Annotated in this window: 26 protein-coding genes; 22 read left to right on the top strand and 4 right to left on the bottom strand. The window is 69.8% G+C overall.

Annotated features, from left to right (window positions below; genetic code table 11):
- Nucleotide 1: 1 nt before the first annotated feature.
- Nucleotides 2-1,813: an aminopeptidase P family protein gene (locus tag FVF75_RS01575; protein WP_148375991.1), complete on the bottom strand. Its 1,812-nt coding sequence runs from the start codon at nt 1,811-1,813 to the stop codon at nt 2-4.
- 147 nt (nt 1,814-1,960) lie between these two features.
- Nucleotides 1,961-3,832, bottom strand: a complete 1,872-nt coding sequence (cobT, locus tag FVF75_RS01570; RefSeq protein ID WP_148375990.1) for a cobaltochelatase subunit CobT — start codon at nt 3,830-3,832, stop codon at nt 1,961-1,963.
- Between the two features lie 205 nt (nt 3,833-4,037).
- Here cobT and FVF75_RS01565 point away from each other — a divergent pair, with 205 nt between their 5' ends.
- Entirely contained in the window at nt 4,038-4,652 is a 615-nt protein-coding gene (locus FVF75_RS01565; RefSeq protein WP_148375989.1) for an NADPH-dependent FMN reductase, read from the top strand.
- Between the two features lie 114 nt (nt 4,653-4,766).
- Here FVF75_RS01565 and cobS read toward each other — a convergent pair whose 3' ends face one another.
- Nucleotides 4,767-5,750 (bottom strand): cobaltochelatase subunit CobS, encoded by a 984-nt coding sequence (gene cobS / locus FVF75_RS01560; protein ID WP_148375988.1) that lies wholly within the window; start codon nt 5,748-5,750, stop codon nt 4,767-4,769.
- Between the two features lie 133 nt (nt 5,751-5,883).
- Between cobS and FVF75_RS01555 the strand changes: the two genes are divergently transcribed.
- The 6 genes from FVF75_RS01555 to FVF75_RS01530 all read left to right on the top strand — a co-directional run bounded on the left by FVF75_RS01555 (nt 5,884) and on the right by FVF75_RS01530 (nt 9,795).
- Nucleotides 5,884-6,426, top strand: a complete 543-nt coding sequence (locus tag FVF75_RS01555) for a sigma-70 family RNA polymerase sigma factor (RefSeq protein ID WP_148375987.1) — start codon at nt 5,884-5,886, stop codon at nt 6,424-6,426.
- Entirely contained in the window at nt 6,423-7,103 is a 681-nt protein-coding gene (locus FVF75_RS01550) for an anti-sigma factor (protein ID WP_148375986.1), read from the top strand. The genes FVF75_RS01555 and FVF75_RS01550 overlap by 4 nt, the downstream gene beginning before the upstream one ends.
- Before the next feature lie 109 nt (nt 7,104-7,212).
- Nucleotides 7,213-7,779, top strand: a complete 567-nt coding sequence (locus FVF75_RS01545; RefSeq protein WP_148375985.1) for a fasciclin domain-containing protein — start codon at nt 7,213-7,215, stop codon at nt 7,777-7,779.
- A 74-nt stretch (nt 7,780-7,853) separates the two neighbouring features.
- Nucleotides 7,854-8,318, top strand: a complete 465-nt coding sequence (gene msrB, locus FVF75_RS01540) for a peptide-methionine (R)-S-oxide reductase MsrB (protein WP_148375984.1) — start codon at nt 7,854-7,856, stop codon at nt 8,316-8,318.
- Nucleotides 8,319-8,467: 149 nt separating this feature from the next.
- Nucleotides 8,468-9,229, top strand: coding sequence for a zinc ribbon domain-containing protein (locus FVF75_RS01535; RefSeq protein ID WP_148375983.1), 762 nt, complete (start codon nt 8,468-8,470; stop codon nt 9,227-9,229).
- Nucleotides 9,226-9,795, top strand: coding sequence for an EF-hand domain-containing protein (locus FVF75_RS01530; protein ID WP_148375982.1), 570 nt, complete (start codon nt 9,226-9,228; stop codon nt 9,793-9,795). Before FVF75_RS01535 ends, FVF75_RS01530 begins: the two co-directional genes overlap by 4 nt.
- Nucleotides 9,796-9,804: 9 nt before the next feature.
- On the opposite strand, the gene FVF75_RS01525 is transcribed toward FVF75_RS01530, so the two are convergent.
- Complete coding sequence (locus tag FVF75_RS01525) at nt 9,805-13,161, bottom strand: hypothetical protein (RefSeq protein ID WP_148375981.1); 3,357 nt, start codon at nt 13,159-13,161, stop codon at nt 9,805-9,807.
- A 392-nt stretch (nt 13,162-13,553) separates the two neighbouring features.
- Between FVF75_RS01525 and FVF75_RS01520 the strand changes: the two genes are divergently transcribed.
- The 15 genes from FVF75_RS01520 (at nt 13,554) to FVF75_RS01450 (ending at nt 23,497) form a co-directional block, all read left to right on the top strand.
- A complete protein-coding gene (locus FVF75_RS01520) occupies nt 13,554-13,904 on the top strand; it encodes a hypothetical protein (protein WP_148375980.1) in 351 nt (116 codons plus the stop codon).
- Nucleotides 13,831-15,177 carry a DNA-packaging protein gene (locus FVF75_RS01515; protein ID WP_148375979.1) on the top strand — a complete coding sequence of 449 codons (1,347 nt, stop codon included), beginning with the start codon at nt 13,831-13,833 and terminating at the stop codon, nt 15,175-15,177. The genes FVF75_RS01520 and FVF75_RS01515 overlap by 74 nt, the downstream gene beginning before the upstream one ends.
- A 139-nt stretch (nt 15,178-15,316) precedes the next feature.
- Nucleotides 15,317-16,510, top strand: a complete 1,194-nt coding sequence (locus FVF75_RS01510; protein WP_246137968.1) for a phage portal protein — start codon at nt 15,317-15,319, stop codon at nt 16,508-16,510.
- A gap of 2 nt (nt 16,511-16,512) precedes the next feature.
- Nucleotides 16,513-17,112 carry an HK97 family phage prohead protease gene (locus tag FVF75_RS01505; RefSeq protein WP_148375978.1) on the top strand — a complete coding sequence of 200 codons (600 nt, stop codon included), beginning with the start codon at nt 16,513-16,515 and terminating at the stop codon, nt 17,110-17,112.
- Complete coding sequence (locus FVF75_RS01500; protein WP_148375977.1) at nt 17,109-18,299, top strand: phage major capsid protein; 1,191 nt, start codon at nt 17,109-17,111, stop codon at nt 18,297-18,299. Before FVF75_RS01505 ends, FVF75_RS01500 begins: the two co-directional genes overlap by 4 nt.
- 160 nt (nt 18,300-18,459) lie before the next feature.
- A complete protein-coding gene (locus FVF75_RS01495; RefSeq protein WP_148375976.1) occupies nt 18,460-19,050 on the top strand; it encodes a head-tail connector protein in 591 nt (196 codons plus the stop codon).
- A complete protein-coding gene (locus tag FVF75_RS01490) occupies nt 19,047-19,385 on the top strand; it encodes a head-tail adaptor protein (RefSeq protein WP_148375975.1) in 339 nt (112 codons plus the stop codon). The genes FVF75_RS01495 and FVF75_RS01490 overlap by 4 nt, the downstream gene beginning before the upstream one ends.
- Nucleotides 19,382-19,792 (top strand): DUF3168 domain-containing protein, encoded by a 411-nt coding sequence (locus tag FVF75_RS01485; RefSeq protein WP_148375974.1) that lies wholly within the window; start codon nt 19,382-19,384, stop codon nt 19,790-19,792. The genes FVF75_RS01490 and FVF75_RS01485 overlap by 4 nt, the downstream gene beginning before the upstream one ends.
- A 22-nt stretch (nt 19,793-19,814) precedes the next feature.
- A complete protein-coding gene (locus tag FVF75_RS01480; protein ID WP_148375973.1) occupies nt 19,815-20,228 on the top strand; it encodes a phage major tail protein, TP901-1 family in 414 nt (137 codons plus the stop codon).
- Nucleotide 20,229: 1 nt separating this feature from the next.
- On the top strand, nt 20,230-20,544 hold the full coding sequence (locus FVF75_RS01475; protein ID WP_148375972.1) for a gene transfer agent family protein: 315 nt from the start codon (nt 20,230-20,232) through the stop codon (nt 20,542-20,544).
- Nucleotides 20,541-20,750, top strand: a complete 210-nt coding sequence (locus FVF75_RS01470; protein WP_148375971.1) for a rcc01693 family protein — start codon at nt 20,541-20,543, stop codon at nt 20,748-20,750. Before FVF75_RS01475 ends, FVF75_RS01470 begins: the two co-directional genes overlap by 4 nt.
- Nucleotides 20,750-21,409, top strand: coding sequence for a phage tail tape measure protein (locus FVF75_RS01465; RefSeq protein ID WP_148375970.1), 660 nt, complete (start codon nt 20,750-20,752; stop codon nt 21,407-21,409). Before FVF75_RS01470 ends, FVF75_RS01465 begins: the two co-directional genes overlap by 1 nt.
- A gap of 164 nt (nt 21,410-21,573) precedes the next feature.
- A complete protein-coding gene (locus FVF75_RS01460; protein WP_148375969.1) occupies nt 21,574-22,206 on the top strand; it encodes a DUF2460 domain-containing protein in 633 nt (210 codons plus the stop codon).
- A complete protein-coding gene (locus FVF75_RS01455) occupies nt 22,203-23,078 on the top strand; it encodes a DUF2163 domain-containing protein (protein WP_148375968.1) in 876 nt (291 codons plus the stop codon). The genes FVF75_RS01460 and FVF75_RS01455 overlap by 4 nt, the downstream gene beginning before the upstream one ends.
- Entirely contained in the window at nt 23,075-23,497 is a 423-nt protein-coding gene (locus tag FVF75_RS01450) for an NlpC/P60 family protein (protein ID WP_148375967.1), read from the top strand. The genes FVF75_RS01455 and FVF75_RS01450 overlap by 4 nt, the downstream gene beginning before the upstream one ends.
- Nucleotides 23,498-23,500 lie beyond the last annotated feature (3 nt).

Raw genomic sequence — 23,500 nt, 5'->3', positions numbered from 1 at the left:
GTCAGATCGGCGCGCAGGCCGCATCGAGCCAGGCGCGCGCCGCGGACGAGACCCGCGGCCCGATCTTTTCGCGCACCATCGCGTGATACCGGTCGAGCCAGTCGCGTTCGTCCGGCGACATCAGGCCCGCCACGATCAGCCGCCGGTCGATCGGCACCCAGGTGAGAGTCTCGAACATCAGCATGTCGCGGTCGTCGCCGCCCTCGGGGCGCGGCGCCGGAGTGACCACCATCAGGTTCTCGATGCGGATGCCGAAGGCGCCCTCGCGGTAGTAGCCGGGTTCGTTCGACAGGATCATGCCCGGTTCCAGCGGCGTGTCGGACAGGCGCGACAGGCGTTGCGGCCCTTCGTGCACCGACAGGTAGGAGCCGACGCCGTGGCCGGTGCCGTGGTTGAAATCCTGGTGCGCCAGCCACAGCGGGTAGCGCGCCAGCGCGTCGAGATGCGCGCCGGCCACGCCCTTGGGAAAGCGCGCGCGCGACATCGCGATCATGCCTTGCAGCACGCGGGTGAAGGCCGCTTTTTCCTCGTCCCCGACCGTGCCCACCGGCAGGGTTCGGGTGATGTCGGTGGTGCCGTCGAGGTATTGCCCGCCGCTGTCCAGCACCACCAGGTCGCCCTGCGCGAGCCTTCGGTCGGTCTCGCGGGTGACGCGGTAGTGCATCACCGCGCCGTTCGGCCCCGACCCGGCGATGGTCTCGAACGAGATGTCCTTGAGCGCATTGGTGGCCCGGCGCTGGCTTTCCAGTTCGACCACCAGGTCGATCTCGGTCAGCCCGTCGCTGCCGCCGCGGTGCGCGGTGGCGTCATACCAGGTCAGGAACTCGACCATCGCCGCCGCGTCGCGCAGATGCGCGGCGCGGGCGCCGGCGATCTCGACCGGGTTCTTGCGCGCCTTGGGCAGGATGGTGGGGTCGTCGCCCCACTGGATCGCGGTGCCGGCGGCCTCGAGGATGCGTGCTACCGCCTCGGGAGCCGTCGCCTTGTCGAGCCTGACCGGGCCGGTCAGCCCGGCGAGCGCGTCCTCGAACGCGCCCTGGGGGTAGAGCGAGACTTCGGGGCCGAAGTGCGCGCCGATCCCGACCGGGCGAGCCGGATGGGTGAACAGGTCGACCCGGCCATCGTCATGCAGGATGGCAAAGCCCTGCACCACCGGGATGTGCGGCAGGTCGTCGCCGCGGATGTTCAGGAGCCAGGCGATGGAATCCGACAGCGTCAGCACTGCCGCCTTCTGCCCGGCCTCGCGCAGCACGCCGGCCAGCTCGGCGCGTTTGTCGGCGTGGCTGCGCCCGGCGAACTCGACCGGGTGCGGGTGGATGTGGCCCGAGGGCGGTGCCGGGCGGTCGGGCCAGATGCGGTCGACCAGGTTGTCGGTCGCGACCAGTTCGATGCCCGCCCTTGCCGTCGCCTTGGCCATCGTCTCGACATCGCCGCGGCTGTGCAGCCAGGGGTCGAAGCCGACCTTGCCGCCGCCGGGCAGGTGATCCGCCAGCCAGTCGCCGGGCTGGATCTCGGGCCAGTCGACCGGGGTGAAATGCGCCAGATCGACCTGCCGGCGCACCTGGGTGCGGTAGCGCCCGTCGACGAACACCCCCGCCACTTCGGCAAGAACCGCGCAGGACCCGGCGGAGCCGGAAAACCCGGTCAGCCAGCCCAGCCTTGCGTCGCACTCGGCCACGTATTCGCCCCGGTGGGCATCGCCGCGCGGCACCAGAAAGCCGTCGAGACCTTCGCCCGCCATCACCTCGCGCAACGCCACCAGCCGGGCGGGGCCCTGGCTGGGGTCCGCCACGGTTTCGAACCTCTGAAACATCGCAAACTCCGGTTTTGCGGCATCGAACAGCGAAACCGGCGGATGTGCAAGCGGATCGCTGCGTCGCGCCGCCGGTTCAGCCGGGCCGGGTGCGCAGGCGTGAGGGTGGCAATATCGCGCGGGCGTCGCGGTGACGCCCGCCACCGCCTACCCCGCGCGTTTCATTCCCATCACCCGGGCGCGCGCCCGCGGGTCGCGGTCGAACAGGCAGGCAAGTTGTTCGGTCATCGCGCCCGCCAGTTGCTCGACATCGGTGATCGTCACCGCGCGTTCATAGTAGCGGGTCACGTCATGGCCGATGCCGATGGCCAGAAGCTCGACCTGGCGGCGGCGCTCGACCATGGCGATCACGTCGCGCAGGTGCTTTTCGAGGTAGTTGGCCGGGTTCACGCTGAGGGTCGAGTCGTCCACCGGCGCGCCGTCCGAGATCACCATCAGGATCTTGCGCTGCTCGGGCCGGTTCACCAGCCGCCGGTGCGCCCATTCCAGCGCCTCGCCGTCGATGTTTTCCTTGAGCAGCCCCTCTTTCATCATCAGGCCAAGGTTGGCGCGGGTGCGCCGCATCGGCGCGTCGGCGGATTTGTAGATGATGTGGCGCAGGTCATTCAGCCGCCCCGGCGACTGCGGGCGCCCGTCGGCCAGCCATTTCTCGCGCGCCATGCCGCCCTTCCAGGCGCGGGTGGTGAAACCCAGCACCTCGACCTTGACATCGCAGCGCTCCAGCGTGCGCGCCAGCACGTCGGCGCAGATCGCCGCGATCGAGATTGGCCGGCCCCGCATCGAGCCGGAATTGTCCAGAAGCAGCGTCACCACGGTGTCGCGGAATTCGGTGTCCTTTTCGACCTTGAAGCTGAGCGGCGTGGTCGGGTTGGCCACCACCCGCGCCAGCCGTCCGGCGTCGAGGATGCCTTCCTCGAGGTCGAACTCCCAGCTTCGGCTTTGTTGCGCCTGCAGGCGGCGCTGAAGCTTGTGGGCCAGCCGGTTGACCGCGCCCTTGAGCGGTTCGAGCTGCTGGTCGAGATAGGCGCGCAGGCGCTCCAGTTCCGCCGGTTCGGCCAGGTCTTCGGCGGCGATCTCCTCGTCGTGGTCGGACAGGTAGACCTTGTAATCCGGGTCAGCTTCCGAGGCGGGCGGTGGCGATGGCGGCTCGGGCGGGGCCTCGGCCTCGGGCATCTCGGCCTCGTCGCCCATTTCCTCGTCGGCCATCTCGTCCATCGAGACCTCGGCCTGGGCCTCGTCGTCCATCTCTTCCTGCGAGCGGTCCGGGTCGGCCTCGGGTTCCTCGGAGGTGTCGGGGGACTCTTCCTCTTCCTGCTCGGTCTGGTCCTCGTCGGATTCCGCCTCGTCCTCGGTGTCCTCGTCCTGGGCGTCGGGGTCGTCGCCAAGCTGGTCGCCGTAGCCCAGATCCTCGATCACCTGCCGGGCGAGGCGGGCAAAGGCGCGCTGGTCGGCAAGGGCCGCGTCCAGCCCCTCGAAGGTCGCGCCGGCCTCGGCCTCGATGAAGCCGCGCCACAGGTTCATCACGTTGGCCGCCCCCGGCGGCATGTCGCGCCCGGTGGCCAGGTGGCGCACCAGGTAACCCGCCGCCTCGGGCAGCGGCGCCTCGGCGCTCGAGGTCATCGCGCCATAGCCCTTGCGCAGTGCCTCCTCGGCGATCTTGTGGTCGATGTTCGACGCCGTGCCCGGCATCTCGCGCGCCCCCACCGCCTCGGCCCGCGCGGTTTCCATCGCGTCATAGAGCGCGCGCGCCATGTCGCCCGGCGGGGCATAGCGGGCGTGGGTGGCGTCGTCGTGATACTTGTGCTTGAGCGCCAGCGCATCCGCCGTGCCGCGCGCCAAGAGCACCTCGTCGCGGCTCATCCGCCGGGTGACCTGCGGCAGACGCATCGAATCGCCCGCCACGCCGGACGGGTCGACGGTGTAGCTCACGTTCAGATCGCGGTCGTCGGCCAGCACCTTGGTGGCCTCGGCCAGCGCCTTCTTGAACGGATCAGCGGGGTTGTCGACGGGTTTGATCATGGTCTCGTTAAAGCACCGGTCCGGGGGATCGGCAAGCCACCCCCGGACCCGCCCGCACAAGACCGGGCAACAGGGTGATCCGCCGCACAAGTTCTGTGCTTTGGCGCACAAATCAAGCGATTGAATCGGCGCGTCAGTGCATCAATATGGATATCAAGCGGCCCGGAGCCGCGCACATCATTCAAGACCGCCACAGGAGCATCACATGACCACCGCCGCAGTCACAAAACCGAAAATCGCCATCATCATCGGCTCGACCCGCGCCGCGCGCTTTGCCGACAAGCCCGCCGCCTGGCTCCTGGACAAGGCCCGTGCGCATGACGACATCGAGGCCGAAATCGTCGACCTGCGCGACTTTGACCTGCCGATGTTCGACGAGGTCGCCTCGAACCTGTTTGCCGAGACCCAGGACCCCAGGGCGCGGGCCTGGCAGGACAAGATCGCCGAGTTTGACGGCTATGTCTTCGTCACGCCCGAATACAACCACTCGATCACCGGCGCGTTGAAGAACGCGCTCGACCAGGCCTATGTCGAGTGGGGCAAAAAGCCGATGGGGGCGATGGGTTACGGCGGTGTCGGCGCGGCGCGGGCGATCGAACACCTGCGCGCCATCGCGATCGAATTGCAGATGGTGCCGGTGCGCAACGCCGTCCACCTCGCCGCCGGATCGTTCATGGCGGTCAGCCCGATGGGCGAGGGCAAGGACATGGACGCGGTGGACGCCGTGCTCGCACCCTCGGCAACGGCGATGTTCGACGACATCGCCTGGTGGGCGCATGCCACGATGGCCGGACGCACCGCGCTCGACCGCGCGGCATAAGGCGGCGCTTCGGTCCGGCCCACGCGGCCGGGCCGGGGCCGGGCGTGCCGGGAATGGCGCGGATGCGCCGCTTTCAGGTGCCGTGCGTGAACGTCAGGCCGCCGGGGTGAGCGATCAGCCCAACGCCGCGCTCGCCGCGCTTTCCGGCAGTTCCTCGTCAAAGCAGCGCTGGTAGAATTCCGCCACCGTCTGGCGCTCCAGCTCGTCGCATTTGTTCAGGAAGGTCAGCCGGAAGGCATAGCCTACGCTGCGGAAGATCTGCGCGTTCTGGGCCCAGTTGATCACCGTGCGCGGGCTCATCACAGTGGACAGGTCGCCCGCCATGAAGGCGGTGCGGGTCAGGTCGGCCACCGTCACCATCTGGGCGACGATCTTGCGGCCCTTCTCGGTGTTGTAATGCGGGTTCTTGGCCAGCACGATGGCGGTTTCGGCGTCGTGGCTGAGGTAGTTCAGCGTCGCCACCAGCGACCAGCGGTCCATCTGCGCCTGGTTGATCTGCTGCACCCCGTGGTAAAGCCCGGTGGTGTCGCCCAGCCCGACGGTGTTCGCGGTGGCGAACAGGCGGAAATACTTGTGCGGCGTGATGATCTCGTTCTGATCCAGCAGCGTCAGCTTGCCGTCATGCTCCAGCACCCGCTGGATCACGAACATCACGTCCGGGCGGCCTGCGTCGTATTCGTCGAACACGATGGCGGTCGGGTTGCGCAAGGCCCAGGGCAGGATGCCCTCGTGGAACTCGGTCACCTGCTTGCCGTCGCGCAGCTTGATCGCGTCCTTGCCGATCAGGTCGATCCGGCTGATGTGGCTGTCGAGGTTGACGCGCACCGTGGGCCAGTTCAGCCGGGCCGCGACCTGTTCGATATGGGTCGACTTGCCGGTGCCGTGATAGCCCTGGATCATCACCCGGCGGTTGTGCATGAAGCCCGCAAGGATCGCCAGCGTGGTGTCGGGATCGAACTTGTAGGTCGGGTCGAAGTCCGGCACGCGCTCGGTTTTATGCTCGAACCCCTTGACCACCATGTCGGTGTCGATGCCGAAGACATCGCGGACCGAGATTTCTTCGGTGGGTTTCGCGTCAATATCCATCGTGCCGTCCATCGCTCATTTCGTGGGTTTCGGGCATGTCCGGCCCGTGGCCGTTGGTGCCCGATATTGCCGGGGGGTGCAAGTGCCGCGGGGCTGGTCATGGCCCCCCGGGCGCGGTTAGGCTTGTTCGAACCGACGAGGACGCATGGCAACGCGCGACAACATCGAGGATTGGCTGGCGCGCACCGCCCAGGGCGACCGTGCGGCGTTCAAACTTCTGTATCGCGACACCTCGGCGAAACTTTTCGGGCTGTGCTTGCGTATCTTGAATGACCGGGCCGAGGCCGAGGACGCGCTGCAGGAGGTGTTCGTCAAGGTCTGGCACGGGGCGGGCAGCTACCGGGCCAACGGGCTCAGCCCGATGACCTGGCTGATCGCGGTGGCGCGCAACCATGCCATTGACCGCCTGCGCCGCCGCCAGGCCGCGGCGGGCGGCATGGACGAGGCCGCCGAAATCGCCGACGCCCGCCCCGGGCCCGAGGCGCAGGTGATGGCACGCGCCGAGGCGGGGCGGGTCGTGGCCTGTCTTGACGAGTTGGAGGGCGCGCGCGCCGAGGCGGTGCGCGGCGCCTACCTGGACGGCGAGACCTATGCAGACCTGGCCGAGCGGTTTTCCGTGCCGTTCAACACGATGCGGACCTGGCTCAGGCGCAGCCTGATCAAACTGAGGGAGTGTCTGGAACGATGAGCGCGACCGACCTGCCAGACGACGACCGCGCCCTTGCCGGCGAATACGTCCTCGGGCTGTTGGCCCCGGACGAGGCGCGGGCCTTTGCCGCGCGGCTGGCCGATGATCCGGCGCTGGCCGCCGAGGTGGCGCGCTGGCAGGAGGATTTCGCGCCGCTGGCCGGTGAGGCCGCACCGGTGATGCCGCCCGCCCGGGTCTGGCGCGCCACCAGCGCCCGGCTGTTCGGCGCCCGCCGCCGGGGCTGGCTGACCTGGGGCCTGCCGCTGGCCGCCGCCGCGCTGGCCATCGCGTTGATGCTCGCGCCCGACCTGTTCTCGCGCGGGCCGACCGCGCCCGTCGACCCGGCCTTTCGCGCCGAGATCGCCGCCGAGGATGGCAGCCTGGCACTCGCCGCCGCCTATGACGCCGACACCGGCGCGCTCTATCTCGAGCGCCGCGGCGGCTCCCCCGCGCCGGGCCGCGCGCATGAGCTTTGGCTGATCTCGGGCGATGCCCTGCCGGTGTCGCTGGGCGTGTTGCCTACGGACCGGACCGCGCTCAGCCTGACCCTGGACCCAGAGTTGCGCCGCGATCTCGAGGGCGCGACGCTGGCGGTCTCGGACGAGCCCCTCGGCGGCTCGCCCACCGGCCTGCCGACCGGGGCGGTGCTGGCCGCGGGCACCCTCACACCGGCGTGATCCGATGTGATCGGGGCTGTGAAACTTCCCCCGCCTCCCTTGCGTGGCTTCGAGCGATCCCGGCCAGAACCGGACCGGGACGACCAGAGCAAACCAAGGGAGATACCTCATGCTTCGTCAAACCATTCTCGCCACCACCGCCGCCCTCGCGCTGACCGGCGCCGCCTTCGCCGCCAGCCATGCCGAGACCGGCAACCCGATGGTCGGCGGTGCCGCGATGTTCGCCGACAAGACCATCGTAGAGAACGCGCTGAACTCGGCCGACCACACCACGCTGGTCGCCGCCGTCAAGGCCGCGGGGCTGGTCGAAACGCTGTCGGGCGACGGCCCCTTCACGGTCTTCGCCCCCACCAACGACGCCTTTGCCGAGCTTCAGGCCGGCACGGTCGACGACCTTCTGAAGCCCGAGAACAAGGACCAGCTGGTCAAGGTTCTGACCTGCCATGTCGTCGCCGCCAACGCGATGTCGGACGCGATCATGGGCATGATCGAGGACGATGGCGGCATGCATGATGTCGAGACCGTCGGCGGCTGCGTGCTCAAGGCCAGCTACGACAACGGAATGTTGACCCTGACCGATGAACGGGGCCGCGACGCCCATGTTACCATCGCCGACGTGAAACAGTCGAACGGCGTCATTCACGTGATCGACAGCGTGCTGCTGCCGGGCATGTAGGCCGACCCGACCCGACCCGACCGGGGCCGCGCGGATCGTGCGCGGCCCCACCCAGACCCGAAAGGAGCACCGCCATGAACCGCCGCGCTTTTCTGACCACCACGTTTGCCGCCGCCGCGCTCGGCCCGCAGATCGCCCGCGCCCAGGGCTTCGAGATCACCCGCTCCGAGGCCGAGTGGCGCGCCATGCTTACCGATCTGCAATACGAGGTGATGCGCGAGGACGGCACCGAACCGGCCTTTTCCTCGCCGCTCGACAAGACTTATGACGCCGGCGTGTATCACTGCCGGGGCTGCGACTTGGCGCTCTATGCCTCGGAGGCCAAGTTCGACAGCGGCACCGGCTGGCCCAGCTTCACCGCTTCCCTGCCAGGCGCCATCGGCACCCGTGCCGACCGCTCGTTCCTGGTGCTGACGCGCACCGAATGCCACTGTGCGCGCTGCGGCAGCCACCTTGGCCACATTTTCGACGACGGTCCCGCGCCGACCGGCAAGCGCCACTGTCTGAACGGGGCATCGCTGGTGTTCAAAGCCGCCTGACCCCATCGCCCGGCCGCGCGCGTCCTCCCGGCGCCGGGCGGGCAGGGGCCGGGGAGTGTCGCCCCGGCCCCTGCCATCGAGCATCCGCACCCTCTGGCCAAATCGCCCCCGATCTGGTCCACTCGCGCCGCGACCCACCCGGAGGCGACATGCTGGCGTTCCTGCGCGAACTCTACCTCGGCCACACCAAGCGCGCGTATCGTTTCCGCTATGCGCTCCTTGCCTTCGACGTGGCCACCATCATCTTCGTCATCGTGACCTCGTTTCTCGACCACACGCCGGCGATCGAGATTGCGGATGCCGTGTTCGGCCTGCTCATCCTCGCCGACTTCTCCAGCCGCCTCGCGGTCGAGCGTCGGCGCCTGCGTTATTTCACCCAGGTTTCCACCTGGGCCGACATCATCGCGATGGTCAGTTTCCTGGCACCCATTGCCGGCGAGGGCTTCGGCTTCCTGCGCGTGTTGCGCACGCTCCGGCTGTTGCACACCTACCAGTTGTCGATCCGGCTCCGGCAGGATTTCACCTATTTCCGCCGCCACGAAGACGTGATCCTCGCCAGCGTCAACCTCGCGGTGTTCCTGTTCGTGATGACCGGGCTGATCTATGTCACTCAGCACGAGCGCAACCCCGAGATCATGAATTACGCCGATGCGCTCTATTTCACCGTGACCACGCTGACCACCACCGGCTTTGGCGACATCACGCTGGAGGGCACGCGCGGGCGGATGCTGTCGGTGCTGGTGATGATCGTCGGCATCACCCTGTTCCTGCGCCTGGCATCGGCGATGTTCCGCCCGCCCAAGGTGCGCCACACCTGCCCGACCTGCGGGCTGAAACTGCATGATCCCGACGCGGTGCATTGCAAGCATTGCGGCGAGACCATCCGCATCGAGACCGAGGGCGTGGCATGAGGGCGGCGCTGTTCCTGCTTCTGGCCACCGCCGCCCCGGCGTATTCGCAGGATGCGCGCGATCCGGCCAGCGTGCCGCTGCCGCTTGCGCTGGAACTGGAATTGAAACTGCGCGGCGAGGCGGTGATCGAGCGGTTCGGGACGACCTACGACCGGCTCGCCGGCGGCGGCGCGATCCCGTTGATCGGCCCCGGATCGACGTTGGCCATCCGCGCCGCCGCCGACCGCGCGCGGGTGTTCCTGGCCTATACGCAATACGATCTGGATGGCGATGGCGAGGTCGACCGGGGCGAGTTCAACGCCCATGCCGAGATCGCCTGGGGCGGCACCCTGGGCGAACGCGAATACGCCATCCTCGACCGTGAATGGGCCGAGGCGGATGTGAACGGCGACAATCTGCTGACGATGGGCGAGATCCACGCGCTCGCCGTCGCCATGCACCCGGTGCCCGAGATCGGCCCGCCGGGCGAGGAGGGCGAGTTGATGATGGGGATGGACCTCGACAACGACGGATTCGTCAGGTGGGACGAGGTCGAGGCGGTGCTGAGGGCGCGCGTGCCGGGCTGAAGCCCCGGTTCAGCCGAGCGGCAGAACCTCGAGCGCATAGACCTTGCGGCCCTTCTGATAGGTCAGTTGCGAGGCGGTGATCGAGGTCACCTGGCCGCCGTCCAACCGGTCGCCGACCTTGACCTTGACGTAGCGGCCGTTTTCCAGCCGGACCAGGGCGCGGCGCGAGTTCGACCCGCCGTAGATGCCGATCAGGTTGACGGCACGCAGGTTCAGCGCGTTTTCCACCGTCGCGCGCGCCGCCACGTTGGCGCTGGCCGGGATCACCGGCGCGGCGGTGGCGGCCGGTGCGGCGGGCGCTGCGGCCACGCGCGAGCCGTCCGACATCGCCTCGCGCACGCTGTCGACGATGGCGGCGAAATTGTCGGGCCGGTGCTGCGGCGGGATCGAGCGCGCCACCGCAAGCTCGGAGGCATCCGCGAAGGCCGCGTCGATCACATCGTCGACCGCGGCGTCGATCAGCCCGCCGTCGGGCGCGTTCGAGGTCGCGACCACCAGATCCTCGGGCCGGGCGCGCGGCGTGATCACCGCAAGCTCGGTATCCGGCGCGTCGGGTTCTGCGCCGGGCGCATCCGGTTCGGTCCCCGGCAGGTCCAGCGCCGCGCCGTCCTCGGGCGCGGCGGCTTCCGGCGATTGCGGGGTCTCGGGCGGCGCATCCGGCGCGTCCGGCGCATCGGGTGTCGCCGGCGTTTCCGGCGCGGTTGCCGCCGGCACCGGCGGATCGGGCAGGGCGGGGTCGGTCGGGATCGTCAGGTTGGCCGGGCGCGGCACCGGCTTGACCCGCGGCACCCCCTCGGCGCGCGGCGCGCCGGCCTCGGGCGGGCGCGCGGGCGGCAGAACCGCCGGGCGTCCGGCATAGACCAGGATGCCGCTGGGCGCCACGGTGCCCTCGGGCGTGGCGACCACCAGCCCGGCCTCGTTCAGCGTGAAACTGGTGCCCGGCGGTGGCGGCGCCATCGTGTTGGGCGGCAGGGTCTCTTCGCCGGCGGCCCCCGCGGCGGGCAGGGCGGGCACCTCCTGCACCGCGGCGATCGGATCGAGCGCGGCCGGGTCGGGCACGTCGATGCGCGCGCCGGACGGGTCGGCCATCGGTTCGGGCGCGCGCTGCCAGATGCCGGTCGCGGCATAGCGCGCCTCGGCGGCCTCGGGGCTGAGAACCTCGCCGGTGACGGGCGCCGCGGGCGGCTGGGCTTCGGTCACCGCGGTTTCGATCGCCGCCGGGTCGACCACCGGCGGCGCCGAGCTTGCCGGCTGGGTTTCGGGCGCGGGCGGATCGGTCGGCGAGGGCACCGTCTCGGGGTTGCCGTCGCTGCCTTCGGTGCCGGTCTCGCCGCCGGCGGGCGGCGCCTCGGCGGTCGGTCCGGTGCCGGGCACGACCTCGACGTCCGAGCCGGGGTTGAACAGCGTCACGTCCTCGCCGGGGTCGAACACGGTCGACCACAGCGCGATGATCGCCATCACCAGGATCAGCCCCAGCGTCAGGATCACCCCGAGATAGCGCGGCCTGCGCTCGAGATCCTTGGACCTGCGCGCGCCGAACACGGTCATCGCCTCGGCTTCGCTGCGCGGCTTTTCCACGGCGGCGGGTTTGATCGTGGCCGCGGGTTTGGTGGTGGCGGCGGGTTTGCCGGGCGGCGCGGATTTCACCTCGGGTGCGGGTGCGGTCGCCGCCGCAGCCGGGGTCGGCGTCGGGGGTGTCGCGGGCGTCGGTGCCGGTGTCGGTTTGGCGGCAGGCGTCCGGGTCTCTTTCGCCGGCGCCTTGTCGTGCGCTTTGTCGTCCGTCTTGCCACCGGCATCCGCGGCGCTGTCGCCGTCAGACTTGCCCCGGCGCCTGAGCTTGCCGAACGCCCCACCAAGGCCGCGCAGTCCGCCCGAGCGCGTCTTGCCGAACGGCTTGTCCGGGGTCGGCAGCGGTTTGGTCAGCGCATCGGCCATCCCGGCGCGCAGCGAGTCGAGCTTCGGCGGCGGCGTGTCCGGCAGATCGACCCGGCGCGGCGCGTCGCCCTGCGGCCCGCTCTCGGTCGCGCGGTCGGCCCGGGGTGCCATCGGCCAGCCATCCGAGGCCGCCGATTTCGTCGCACCGTTCGAGCGCGGGCCGAAGTCGATCGGCCGGGGCGCTGCATCCGGCCCCGCCTCCGCGGCCGCCGGGTCGCGGCGGGTGTGGAACGGCAGCGGCGGCCGCGCCACGGGCTTGGCGGTGTCGGCGTCGGCATCGCGGTCCGGCAGGGGCAGCGGCGGTGGCGCGACGGGTTCGCGCGGCGCGGGCGTCTCCTGCCCGGACCACGGCACCGGCCCCGCAGGCGCGGTGCGGCGGGGCTGTTCCTTCGGTTCGGGTGCCCGGTCGGTCGTGCCGGTCTCGCCCCGGCCGCCCGCGCGGGTCGACGGTTTGGCGCCTGCCGGCGTGTCGTCCGGGGTCTCGACGGGGGCGGCGCGGGGCCGTTCGTCGACCTCGTCCGGCGTCGGCGGGAACGGGGCCAGCACCGGGGTCACCCCCTTTTCGCCGCGCTCCGACGCCTTCGGCCGGCGCGGCACGGCGCGTGTCTTGCGGCTCGGCGTCGGTGTGGCAGCGGGCGCCTCGGGCGCGGGGTCCGGCGCCGGGGGCTCGTCCGGCTCCGGTGCGGTGTCACGATCGGCCTCGGGCGGGCTGTCCTGCGCGGGCGTCGGCTCGTCGTCATCGTCGAACCCGGCGAAGGGATCGGGCAGTTCCCGCTTCCAGCTCTGCACCGGTTCGGATGCCGGTTGCGGCGCGGGGGACGGCGCCGCCTGCGGCGCGGGCGGTGCATCGTCCTCGACCCGGGTTTCGGCCGACAAAGGCATCGCGCGGGGCCGGCGCGGCACCGGGCTGGTGTCGGGCACCAGCCGCTCGCCCGGCGGCAGGATGCGCGTGGCCGCCCGGGTCTTGCCGAAGAACGGCTCTCCCGAGAAATCGCCGCTGTCGGGCCGGGCCACGAAACTGACCGGGTTGAAGCGGTGTTCGACCGCGAAATTCTCGGCCTCGTCCATGGTTTCGCGCGCCAGCACCGCGACGCGCGCGCGCTCGCCCTCGGCGCGCCAGTCGAACACCAGGTCGCCGACCTCGTAGGGCGTCAGCCCCTCGAGTGCGGCGCGGATCTGCACCTCGCGCGAGATGTCGTCCGGCCCCGGCGCCTCGAGCGTGACATAGAGCAACTGGCTGTTGGGAATGATCAGCTTGGTGGTGACGCCGCCGCTTTCCAGCTCGGCGGCGGTGCGGCGCAGCTCGGCCAGGTGGCTGCCCATGAGCGGATCGTCAAGCGCCACTTCGCCCACCAGCGACCAGCCCGAAATGCCACGATGTAGCAGGCTGATGCCGTCATGGCTGAGATCGAGCGCGAAATTCGGTTTCATAAATACAACGGACCATGCTGCTTCGGCGCGCCGGTGTCCCCCCCGGTGCGCCGGTGAACCTAACGCAGGAAACCTGACAAGGGAAGGAAAAGCCATTGCTTTTCCGCGTCGTGGGCGGGTTCTGTCCGATCATGGCACGATCTTGCCCATGCCGGCCCGCCAGCCACTAGATTTGCCCTGTCCCGGGCCCGGTGGCGGCTAGCTCGCGACTCGGCAAATGTTGATAAAGTGCAAATCGGGCGCGCGCAACCCAAGCGGGTAATCTTGACATTGCGCACGCTTTCGGGTAGTGTCAACGCCAAGCTAGGAGACATGCAACCGGCCCGGGCCACGCGCCCGGCGCCGGTTTTTTTGTTGCTCGGAGGAGCTGGCAAGAAAGGCAAACGCTGGCAATGACCAACGACATCACCAACGGGAAGGAGGCCGTTCAGGACACGTTTCTGGCGGCCGCGATGAACACGTTTCAGCGCCTGGTCGAGGTGCTCGACACCCTCGCCGAGGCGCTCAGACACGAGCATCTCGATGCGCTCACGGGCGCGCAGAAATCGGTGCCCGACCTCAACAAGGCGGTGCTGATGGTTCTCAAGGAAAGGCAGACGCTTCATGACCTCGAACGCAAACACGGTGGTTCCCCTGCGGGAATCGAGCTCGACCTCGACCGCGCCCGCGATGAAATTGAACTCCGCCTGGCTTGCCTCGGCGCCGCGCGAGACGCAGACGCGCTTCCTGGCGGGGCTGAGTGACAACGCGTTGCGGGCGCTGCCTTATCTCTTCGACTTCTGGGCCTTGCCGCACCAGTTGCCGCCCGATGGCGACTGGCGCACATGGGTCATCCTGGGCGGGCGCGGCGCGGGGAAAACCCGCGCCGGGGCCGAATGGGTGCGCGCCGAGGTCGAGGGGGCGACCCCCGGCGCGCCCGGCCGCTCGGCCCGCGTCGCGCTGGTGGGCGAAACGCTGGACCAGGTGCGCGAGGTGATGGTGTTCGGTGAATCGGGTCTGCTCGCCGTCTCGCCCCCCGACCGCCGCCCGGTCTGGGAGGCCACCCGCCGCCGTCTGGTCTGGCCCAACGGCGCGGTGGCGCAGGCGTTTTCGGCGCATGAGCCCGAGGCCCTGCGCGGCCCGCAGTTCGATGCCGCCTGGGTCGATGAACTGGCCAAGTGGAAACGCGCCGAAGCCGCCTGGGACATGCTGCAATTCGGCCTGCGCCTGGGCGAGCATCCGCGCCAGGTGGTCACCACCACGCCGCGCAACGTCGGCGTGCTCAAGGCCATCCTCGCCAACCCGACCAGCGTGACCACCCACGCGCCGACGCTGGCGAATCGGGCCTATCTGGCCAAGAGCTTTCTCGACGAGGTCTATGCCCGCTACGGCGGCACTCGGCAGGGGCGGCAGGAACTGGACGGGGTGCTGCTCGACGATGTCGAGGGGGCGATGTGGACCTCGGCGGCGCTCGAATCGGCGCGGATCGACACGCCGCCCGCCTTTTCGCGAATCGTCGTCGCGGTCGACCCGCCGGTGACGGGCCACGCGGGGTCGGACGATTGCGGCATCGTGGTGGTGGGCGCCATCACCGACGGCCCGCCCGCGGACTGGCGCGCGGTGGTGATCGAGGATGCCAGCCTCTCGGCGGCCAGCCCCACCGACTGGGCGCGCGCCGCCCTGGCCGCGCGGGCGCGCCACGGTGCCGACCGGGTGGTGGCCGAGGTCAACCAGGGCGGCGACCTCGTGGAAACCGTGCTGCGCCAGATCGACCCGATGGTGCCGTTTCGCGCCGTGCGCGCCACCCGGGGGAAGACCCTGCGCGCCGAACCCGTCGCCGCGCTTTACGAGCAGGGCCGCGTCGCGCATCTGCGCGGGCTTGGCGATCTCGAGGACCAGATGTGCCGCATGTCGACCATGGGCTACCAGGGATCGGGCAGCCCCGACCGGCTGGATGCGCTGGTCTGGGCGCTCACCGACCTGATGGTGGAACCGGCGCTGAAGGCGATGAACCCGACCCTGCGAACGCTGGGTTAAACAGTTCTTTAACCCTGTCTGGCAGAGTGCCAAACATCGGATCACAGCCCGGCAGGGTTTCACCGACAACGAAATTTCCCGAACGCCCGCAAAGACTTGCGTGGGCGGCCGGGGGCGGATTGCCCGCATCGGGCGAAGCATGAAGGAGACGCGGAACATGGCGGTGTTCGACTTTCTCAAGCGGGCCGAGACAGCCCCGGACGAGGCCAAGGCCTCGGCCACCGGGCCGGTGATCGCCTATCGCGGCACCGGCCGCGTGGCCTGGAGCCCGCGCGACACCGCGAGCCTCATTCGCTCCGGCTTCACCGGCAACCCGATCGGCTTTCGCGCCGTCAAGCTGATCGCCGAGGCCGCCGCAGCGCTGCCCCTGGTGTTGCAGGATGCCGAGCGGCGCTATGACACCCACCCGGTGCTGTCCCTCATCACCCGCCCCAACCCGGCGCAGGGCCGCGCCGAGCTGTTCGAGGCGCTCTATGGCCAGATCCTGCTCTCGGGCAACGGCTATCTGGAAGCGGTCGGTGCGGGCGGTGTGCCCGGCGAGTTGCACGTGCTGCGCTCCGACCGGATGAGCCTCATTCCCGGCGCCGATGGCTGGCCGGTGGCCTATGACTACACCGTGGGCGCGCGCAAGCACCGCTTTGCGTTGGGCGAGGGCGCCGCCCCGGTCTGCCACATCCGCGCCTTCCACCCGCAGGACGACCACTACGGCCTTTCCCCGATGCAGGCCGCCGCCGGTGCGCTGGACGTGCACAACTCGGCCTCGGCCTGGTCCAAGGCGCTCCTGGACAACGCCGCCCGGCCCTCGGGCGCCATCGTCTATCACGGCGCCGACGGGCAGGGCACGCTGACGCCCGACCAATACGACCGGCTTCTGTCCGAGATGGAGGCCTACCACGTCGGCGCGCGCAATGCCGGACGGCCGATGCTGCTCGAGGGCGGGCTGGACTGGAAGCCGATGGGCTTCTCGCCCTCCGACATGGAGTTCCAGAAAACCAAGGAGGCGGCAGCGCGCGAGATCGCCACCGCCTTCGGCGTGCCGCCGATGCTGATCGGCATTCCCGGTGATGCCACCTACGCCAACTACCAGGAGGCCAACCGCGCCTTCTACCGCCTGACCGTGCTGCCGCTGGTGGCCAAGGTCACCGCGGCGGTGGGGCATTGGCTGTCGGGCTTTGCCGGGGCCGAGCTGGCGCTGAAACCCGACCTCGACCAGGTGCCGGCCCTGGCGGGCGAGCGTGACCAGCAATGGAAGCGCGTGGCCGAGGCGGATTTCCTGACCGAGGCCGAGAAACGCGCCCTGCTGGGTCTGCCGAAACTGACCGAGGAAGATTGAATATGACCCGACAAATACTTGACCTAGAACACAAATTCGTCGCCCTGGGCAAGACCCGCGCGACCGAGGACGGCCTCGCCATCGAAGGCTATGCCAGCCATTTCGGCACCCCCGACCGGGGCGGCGATGTGGTCCAGCCCGGCGCCTATGCCGCCTCGCTGGCCGCGCTGGCGGCGAAAGGCGGGCAGGTCCGGATGCTGTGGCAGCACGACCCGGCCCAGCCGATCGGCGTCTGGGACGCGGTGCGCGAGGACGCGCGCGGCCTTTTCGTCAAGGGCCGCATCCTGGCGGATGTGGAAAAGGGCCGCGAGGCCGCCGCCCTGATCGCGGCGGGCGCCATCGACGGGCTGTCGATCGGCTACCGCACCATCAGGGCCACCAAGAACGACAAGGGCCAGCGGCTCTTGCACGAGCTGGAGCTTTGGGAGGTGTCGCTTGTCACCTTCCCGATGCTGCCCAGCGCGCGAGTCGGGGCCAAGGGCGACACGCCCGAGGACCAGGCCCTGCGCGACCTGGCCGCTTCGATCCAAGAGGCGCGCCGCATGCTGGTTTCGCAATCGCGGGCCGGCGATCTGACCCGACAGAACAGGATGGATCAATGAGCAAGACCGAAACCCCTGCTCAGGGCGTGTCCCCGGCCAGCGAGGTGAAACAGGCCATCGCAGGCTTCATGAGCGATATCAAGATGTTCCACGACGACATTGAAACCCGACTTGACCAACAGAAAGAAGAGCTGACGATGCTGGACCGCAAATTCCACCCCCAGACCAAATCCATGCGCCCGGCGCTGGCCGCCGCCGCCGACCTCGATGCCCCGCACAAGAAGGCGTTCGAAGCCTATCTGCGTTCGGGCGACGATGACGGGCTGCGCGGGTTGAGCGTCGAGGCCAAGGGCATGGCCACCAACGTCGCCGGCGACGGCGGCTACCTGGTCGACCCCGAGACCGCCGCGACGATCCAGAGCGTGCTGCGCTCGAACGCCTCGCTGCGCGCCATCGCCAACCTGGTGAACGTCGAATCGACCGCCTATGACGTGCTGATCGACCACGGCGACCTGGGCTCCGGCTGGGCCTCCGAGACCGACCCCTCGGTCGAGACCGCGACGCCCACCATCGACCGCATCACCATCCCGCTGCATGAGCTGTCGGCCCTGCCCAAGGCCTCGCAGCGCCTCCTGGACGATGCCGCCTTCGATATCGAGCACTGGCTGGCCCAGCGCATCGCCGACAAGTTCGCCCGCGCCGAAGCGGCGGCCTTCGTCGCCGGTGATGGTGTGGACAAGCCCACCGGTTTCCTGACCCACCCGGATGTCGACAACGATGTCTGGACCTGGGGCAGCCTGGGCTACATCGCCACCGGCACCGCGGGCGATTTCGACGCGGTCAACCCGGCGGATGCGATCTTCGACCTGGTCTACGGTCTGGATGCCGAATACCGGGCGGGCGCGAGCTTCGTGATGAACTCCAAGACCGCGGGCGCGGTGCGCAAGATGAAGGATGCCGACGGGCGCTTTCTGTGGTCGGACGGCCTGGCGGTCGATCAGCCGGCGCGGCTGGTGGGCTACCCGGTCCTGATCCTCGAGGACATGCCGGACATCGGCACCGACGCCACCCCGATCGCGTTCGGTGACTTCGCCGCCGGCTACACCATCGCCGAGCGTCCCGACACCCGCATCCTGCGCGATCCGTTCTCGGCCAAGCCGCACGTCCTGTTCTACGCCTCCAAGCGCGTGGGCGGGGATGTCAGCGACTTCGCGGCGATCAAGCTTCTGAAGCTCTCGGCCGCCTAAAGGCCCGAACCCGAACCCGCGCCGCCCCAGCGGCGGCGCGGTCAGTGGGCGCGCGCGGGTTTGTCCCGTTCCTAGCTGCTTCCCTCCGTCCGAGCGACGGGACAGCGCGCGCCCATGCCATTTTCGCAGGCCCGGGGGGACCGATTTTCGGAGAAGTCACATGATGTTAGGCGAGCAGACCCCGGTGCCCAGCGCGGCCCTGCCGGTCGCCCAATTCAAGGACCATCTGCGGCTTGGCAGCGGGTTTGCCGATGACGCGGTGCAGGACGTGGTGCTCGAGGCCCATCTGCGCGCCGCCATGGCCGCCATCGAGGCGCGCACCGGCAAGGCGTTGATCACCCGCGCCTATGGCTGGACCCTGACCGCCTGGCGCGATCTCGGCGCCCAGGTGCTGCCGGTCGCGCCGGTCAGCGCCATCACCGGGCTGTCGATCTTCGACCGGCTCGACGCCGAAGAGGTGGTGAACCCGTCGCGCTATCGCCTGGCGCCGGACCGGCACCGCCCGAGGCTGGTGGCGACGGGCTTTTGCCTGCCGACCATCCCGGTGGGCGGGCGCGCAGTGATCGGCTTTGACGCGGGCTTCGGCCCCGCCTGGGACGATGTGCCCGCCGATCTGCGCCACGCCACCCTGATGCTGGCCTCGCGGTTCTACGAGGCGCGCGGCGGCGGCGCGGGCGAAGTGCCGGGCGAGGTCGTGGCCCTGATCCAGCCCTGGCGGGTGATGCGCCTGTTCGGCGGGGGCGCGATATGAGGCGCCCGGTTCTCAGCCGCAGGCTGGTGCTGGAAGCGCCCGAGCGCACCCCCGATGGTGCGGGCGGTTTCACCACCACCTGGACCCAATTGGGCACGCTCTGGGCCGAGGTCAAACCCGGCACCGGGCGCGAGCGGGCGGTGGAATTCGCCACCGTGGCGCAGATCCCCTACCGCATCACACTGCGCGCCGCCCCCGAGGGCGCACCGTCGCGGCCCCGGCCCGAACAGCGTTTTCGCAGCGGCACCCGCATCTTTCGCATCCTCGCCGTGACCGAACCCGACCCGGGCGCGCGCTACCTGACCTGTTTCGCGCAAGAGGAGATCTCGCAATGAGCTACGGCGTTTCCACCGCGCTGCAACAGGCGGTGTTCCAGCACCTTGCCGCCGACCCGGCGATCACCACGCTGGTCGGGGCGGCGATCTACGACGCGGTGCCGCCGGGGATCGTGGCGGGCACCTATGTCTCGCTCGGCCCCGAGGACGTGCGCGATGCGTCGGACCAAACCGGCCACGGCGCGCTGCATGAGATCACCGTCAGCGTCGTCACCGACGCGGCGGGGTTTTCCACCGCCAAGGCGGTCGCCACGGCGGTGTCCGACGCGCTGGTCGACGCGACCCTCAGCCTTGATCGCGGGGCGTTGGTCTACCTCAACTTTCACCGCGCCCGCGCGCGCCGGGTTCAGGATGCCGATGTGCGGCGGATCGACCTGAAATTCCGCGCCCGCGTGCAAGACATCTGACCCCCAAACCGGAGATACCGACATGGTTGCCCAGAACGGCAAGGACCTTCTCATCAAGCTCGACATGGACAATGCGGGCTCGTTCACCACCATCGCGGGGCTGCGCGCCACGCGCATCAGCTTCAACGCCGAAAGCGTCGATGTGACCTCGCTGGAAAGCGCCGGCGGCTGGCGCGAACTTCTGGGCGGGGCGGGCGTGAAATCGGCCTCGATCTCGGGCTCGGGCGTGTTTCGCGACGCCGGCACCGACGAGCGCGCGCGCCAGATCTTCTTTGACGGCGAAGTGCCGGATTTCCAGGTCATCGTGCCCGATTTCGGCATCATCGAAGGCCCGTTCATGCTGACCGCCATCGAATACGCAGGCAGTCATAACGGCGAGGCGACCTATGAGCTGTCGATGGCCTCGGCGGGTGCGCTGTCGTTCACGGCGCTCTGACATGGCGAACCCCTGGACAGGCGAGGTGGCGCTGGTGATCGACGGCGAGACGCGGGTGATGAAGCTGACGCTTGGCGCACTGGCGGAACTGGAAGAGGCGCTGGGCGCGGGATCATTGGTCGAACTGGTCGAGCGCTTCGAGCGGGGCGGGTTTTCCACCCGCGACGTGCTGGCGCTGATCGTCGCGGGGTTGCGCGGCGGCGGCTGGCAGGGGCAGGCGCGCGACCTCATCGCCGCCGAGATCGAGGGCGGGCCGGTGGCGGCGGCCGAGGCGGCGGGGCAGCTTCTGGCCCGCGCCTTCGCCACCCGGGCATGACCGGGCTGGACTGGCCCGGACTGATGCGCGCGGGGATGCGCGGCCTCGGCCTTGCCCCCCGCGACTTCTGGGCGCTGACGCCCGCCGAACTGATGCTGATGCTGGGGCGCGAGGCGGGTGAATTGCCGCTGGGCCGGGCGCGGCTGGACGAATTGGCGCGGGCCTTTCCCGACCGGGCGTCGGACAAGACAACGGAGATGGAATGATGGCGGATCTTGACGGAATCGACGGCTTTGACGACCAGATCGCGGCGCTCGAGGGCACCCTGGCCGGGGCCGGTGCGATGGCGGCGGCGTTCGGGCATGAGCTGGAACGGATGGGCGCGACCATCGACGTGTTGGGCACCGATGTGAGTGCCTTGTCCGGCGGCCTCAGCCGGGGGCTGAAACGCGCCATCGACGGGCTGGTGTTCGATTCGAAATCGCTGACCGACGCGCTGCGCACGGTCGGAACCGCGATGGTGAACACGGTTTACAACGCTGCCCTCGAACCCGTCACCGACCATGTCGGCGGCCTCCTGGCCGAGGCGGTGGGCGGGGTGATGAACGCCTTTCTGCCTTACGCGCAGGGCGGCGCGTTCTCGCAAGGACGGGTGATGCCGTTTGCGCGCGGTGGCGTGGTCAGCGCGCCGACCACATTCCCGATGCGCGGCGGCACCGGGCTGATGGGCGAGGCCGGGCCGGAGGCGATCATGCCGCTGGCGCGCGGTGCCGACGGCAAGCTCGGCGTGCGCGCCGAGGCCGGGCGCGGGGTCAACGTGGTGATGAACATCACCACCCCGGATGTCGAGGGCTTCCGCCGCTCGCAGGGCCAGGTCGCCGCCCAGGTCGGACGCATGATTGCACGCGGGCAGAGGTATGGCTGAGGGCGGGCCGGGGGCGCTGCCCTGAGTGACCGGGCCACCGGCCCGGTTGCGAACCCGGCAGGCGGACTTGCGTGCAAGACCGACGAGAGGGCCGAGGTATTTCGGCCAGAAAGAAGAGATGAGCGCGGGCGCGCGGGCGCCGGTGGGATGAAAAGGACAAGTCCATGAATTTTCACGAAGTTCGATTTCCGCCGACCCTGAGTTTCGGCTCGATCGGCGGGCCGGAGCGGCTGACCGAAGTGGTGACGCTGGCCAATGGTCACGAGGAGCGCAACACCCCCTGGGCACATTCGCGCCGGCGCTATGACGCGGGCGTGGGGATGCGCTCGCTCGACGATGTCGAAACGCTGATCGCGTTCTTCGAGGCGCGGCGCGGGCAGTTGTTCGGGTTTCGCTGGAAGGACTGGTCGGACCACAAGTCGGGTCTGCCGTCGGCTGCGGTGGCGCCGGGCGACCAGGTGATCGGGCAGGGCGACGGGCACCGGACCGCGTTCGCGCTGATCAAGACCTACCGCTCCGGCGGGCACAGCTATGCGCGCCCCATCGTCAAGCCGGTGGCGGGCAGCGTTCTAGTGGCACTCGAGGGCGATCCGCAGGTGGAAAGCGTGCATTACAGCCTCGATCCGGCGACCGGCATCATCACCTTCGACGCCGCCCCCGCCGAGGGGGCCGAGATCACGGCGGGCTTCGAATTCGACGTGCCGGTGCGGTTCGACACCGACCGCATCCAGACCTCGGTGGCCTCGTTCCAGGCCGGCGACGTGCCGAGCGTTCCGGTGGTGGAGGTGCGGGTATGATTTCGCAGGAATTTCAAACACATCTGGACACGGGCGTGACCACGCTGGCGCGGGCCTGGGTTCTGCGGCGGCGCGACGGGCGGGTTCTGGGCTTTACCGACCATGACCGCGACATCGAGGTGGCCGGCGTGACCTGCAAGGCCGACACCGGGCTGACGGCGCGCGCCCTGGCCCAGACCACCGGGCTGTCGGTCGACAATTCCGAGGCGCTGGGCGCGCTGTCGGATGCCGCCGTGACCGAGGCCGACATCGCCGCCGGGCGCTATGACGGCGCCCAGGTCGAGGCCTGGCTGGTCAACTGGGCCACGCCCGGGCAGCGCCTGATGCAGTTTCGCGGCAACCTGGGCGAGATCACCCGCGTCGCCGGCGGCTTTCGCGCCGAGCTTCTGGGCCTGGCCGAGCGGCTGAACCGCCCGGTTGGCCGCGCCTATCAGACTGCCTGTTCGGCGGTGCTGGGCGATGGCGATTGCCGGGTCGACCTGGCCGGGCCGGGGTTTTCCGGCGAGGGCGTGGTCGAGACCGCCGAGGATCAGAAACGGCTGGGGCTGACGGGGCTTGAGGGCTTTGACGACCGCTGGTTCGAGCGCGGGCGGCTGACGGTTCTCACGGGCGCCGCCGTGGGCTTGATCGGCATTGTCAAGAACGACCGCCCCGAGGCGGCGCTGCGTCGCATCGAGCTGTGGCAGGCGCTGCGCGCCGAGGTCGCGCCGGGCGACCGGGTGCGGCTTGAGGCGGGCTGCGACAAGCGCCCCCGGACCTGCCGGTTGAAGTTCGGCAACATGCTGAATTATCGCGGCTTTCCCGACATTCCCGGCGAGGACCGGATGCTGTCGGTGCCGGTCGGGGCCGAGACCGGGGGCGGCGGCAAATGACCGGCGACATCGTCACCGCCGCGCGCGGCTGGATCGGCACGCCCTACGTGCATCAGGCGTCGTGCAAGGGGGCCGGGGCCGATTGCCTGGGCCTGATCCGGGGCATCTGGCGCGAGGTCATCGGGGGCGAGCCGATCACGCTGCCCGCCTATACGCCCGACTGGTGCGAGGCTTCGGGGGACGAGGCGCTGTTGCGCGGCGCCACGGCGCTGCTGACCCCGGTCGAGGTGCCGGAACCGGGCGACGTGATCCTGTTCCGGATGCGCCGGGGCGCGGTCGCCAAGCACCTCGGGCTCTTGGCCAGCGACCGGCCCAGCTTCATCCACGCCTATTCGGGACATGGCGTTGTCGAAAGCCCGTTCACCCCCCCGTGGCAACGCCGCGTGGTGGGATATTTCCGTTTTCCGACAAAGGGGTAGGTC

The sequence above is a fragment of the Maritimibacter fusiformis genome, assembly GCF_008086115.1.
GTDB lineage: Bacteria > Pseudomonadota > Alphaproteobacteria > Rhodobacterales > Rhodobacteraceae > Muriiphilus > Muriiphilus fusiformis.
Note: the sequence above shows the minus strand (reverse complement) of the source record. Positions and strands in the feature narration are given on the sequence as shown.

Bases quoted from the DNA above. Each gene is read 5' to 3' on its own strand.
- FVF75_RS01575 (WP_148375991.1), bottom strand. From the start codon at position 1,813: ATGTTTCAGAGGTTCGAAACCGTGGCGGACCCCAGCCAGGGCCCCGCC.
- cobT (WP_148375990.1), bottom strand. From the start codon at position 3,832: ATGATCAAACCCGTCGACAACCCCGCTGATCCGTTCAAGAAGGCGCTG.
- FVF75_RS01565 (WP_148375989.1), top strand. From the start codon at position 4,038: ATGACCACCGCCGCAGTCACAAAACCGAAAATCGCCATCATCATCGGC.
- cobS (WP_148375988.1), bottom strand. From the start codon at position 5,750: ATGGACGGCACGATGGATATTGACGCGAAACCCACCGAAGAAATCTCG.
- FVF75_RS01555 (WP_148375987.1), top strand. From the start codon at position 5,884: ATGGCAACGCGCGACAACATCGAGGATTGGCTGGCGCGCACCGCCCAG.
- FVF75_RS01550 (WP_148375986.1), top strand. From the start codon at position 6,423: ATGAGCGCGACCGACCTGCCAGACGACGACCGCGCCCTTGCCGGCGAA.
- FVF75_RS01545 (WP_148375985.1), top strand. From the start codon at position 7,213: ATGCTTCGTCAAACCATTCTCGCCACCACCGCCGCCCTCGCGCTGACC.
- msrB (WP_148375984.1), top strand. From the start codon at position 7,854: ATGAACCGCCGCGCTTTTCTGACCACCACGTTTGCCGCCGCCGCGCTC.
- FVF75_RS01535 (WP_148375983.1), top strand. From the start codon at position 8,468: ATGCTGGCGTTCCTGCGCGAACTCTACCTCGGCCACACCAAGCGCGCG.
- FVF75_RS01530 (WP_148375982.1), top strand. From the start codon at position 9,226: ATGAGGGCGGCGCTGTTCCTGCTTCTGGCCACCGCCGCCCCGGCGTAT.
- FVF75_RS01525 (WP_148375981.1), bottom strand. From the start codon at position 13,161: ATGAAACCGAATTTCGCGCTCGATCTCAGCCATGACGGCATCAGCCTG.
- FVF75_RS01520 (WP_148375980.1), top strand. From the start codon at position 13,554: ATGACCAACGACATCACCAACGGGAAGGAGGCCGTTCAGGACACGTTT.
- FVF75_RS01515 (WP_148375979.1), top strand. From the start codon at position 13,831: ATGAAATTGAACTCCGCCTGGCTTGCCTCGGCGCCGCGCGAGACGCAG.
- FVF75_RS01510 (WP_246137968.1), top strand. From the start codon at position 15,317: ATGAAGGAGACGCGGAACATGGCGGTGTTCGACTTTCTCAAGCGGGCC.
- FVF75_RS01505 (WP_148375978.1), top strand. From the start codon at position 16,513: ATGACCCGACAAATACTTGACCTAGAACACAAATTCGTCGCCCTGGGC.
- FVF75_RS01500 (WP_148375977.1), top strand. From the start codon at position 17,109: ATGAGCAAGACCGAAACCCCTGCTCAGGGCGTGTCCCCGGCCAGCGAG.
- FVF75_RS01495 (WP_148375976.1), top strand. From the start codon at position 18,460: ATGATGTTAGGCGAGCAGACCCCGGTGCCCAGCGCGGCCCTGCCGGTC.
- FVF75_RS01490 (WP_148375975.1), top strand. From the start codon at position 19,047: ATGAGGCGCCCGGTTCTCAGCCGCAGGCTGGTGCTGGAAGCGCCCGAG.
- FVF75_RS01485 (WP_148375974.1), top strand. From the start codon at position 19,382: ATGAGCTACGGCGTTTCCACCGCGCTGCAACAGGCGGTGTTCCAGCAC.
- FVF75_RS01480 (WP_148375973.1), top strand. From the start codon at position 19,815: ATGGTTGCCCAGAACGGCAAGGACCTTCTCATCAAGCTCGACATGGAC.
- FVF75_RS01475 (WP_148375972.1), top strand. From the start codon at position 20,230: ATGGCGAACCCCTGGACAGGCGAGGTGGCGCTGGTGATCGACGGCGAG.
- FVF75_RS01470 (WP_148375971.1), top strand. From the start codon at position 20,541: ATGACCGGGCTGGACTGGCCCGGACTGATGCGCGCGGGGATGCGCGGC.
- FVF75_RS01465 (WP_148375970.1), top strand. From the start codon at position 20,750: ATGGCGGATCTTGACGGAATCGACGGCTTTGACGACCAGATCGCGGCG.
- FVF75_RS01460 (WP_148375969.1), top strand. From the start codon at position 21,574: ATGAATTTTCACGAAGTTCGATTTCCGCCGACCCTGAGTTTCGGCTCG.
- FVF75_RS01455 (WP_148375968.1), top strand. From the start codon at position 22,203: ATGATTTCGCAGGAATTTCAAACACATCTGGACACGGGCGTGACCACG.
- FVF75_RS01450 (WP_148375967.1), top strand. From the start codon at position 23,075: ATGACCGGCGACATCGTCACCGCCGCGCGCGGCTGGATCGGCACGCCC.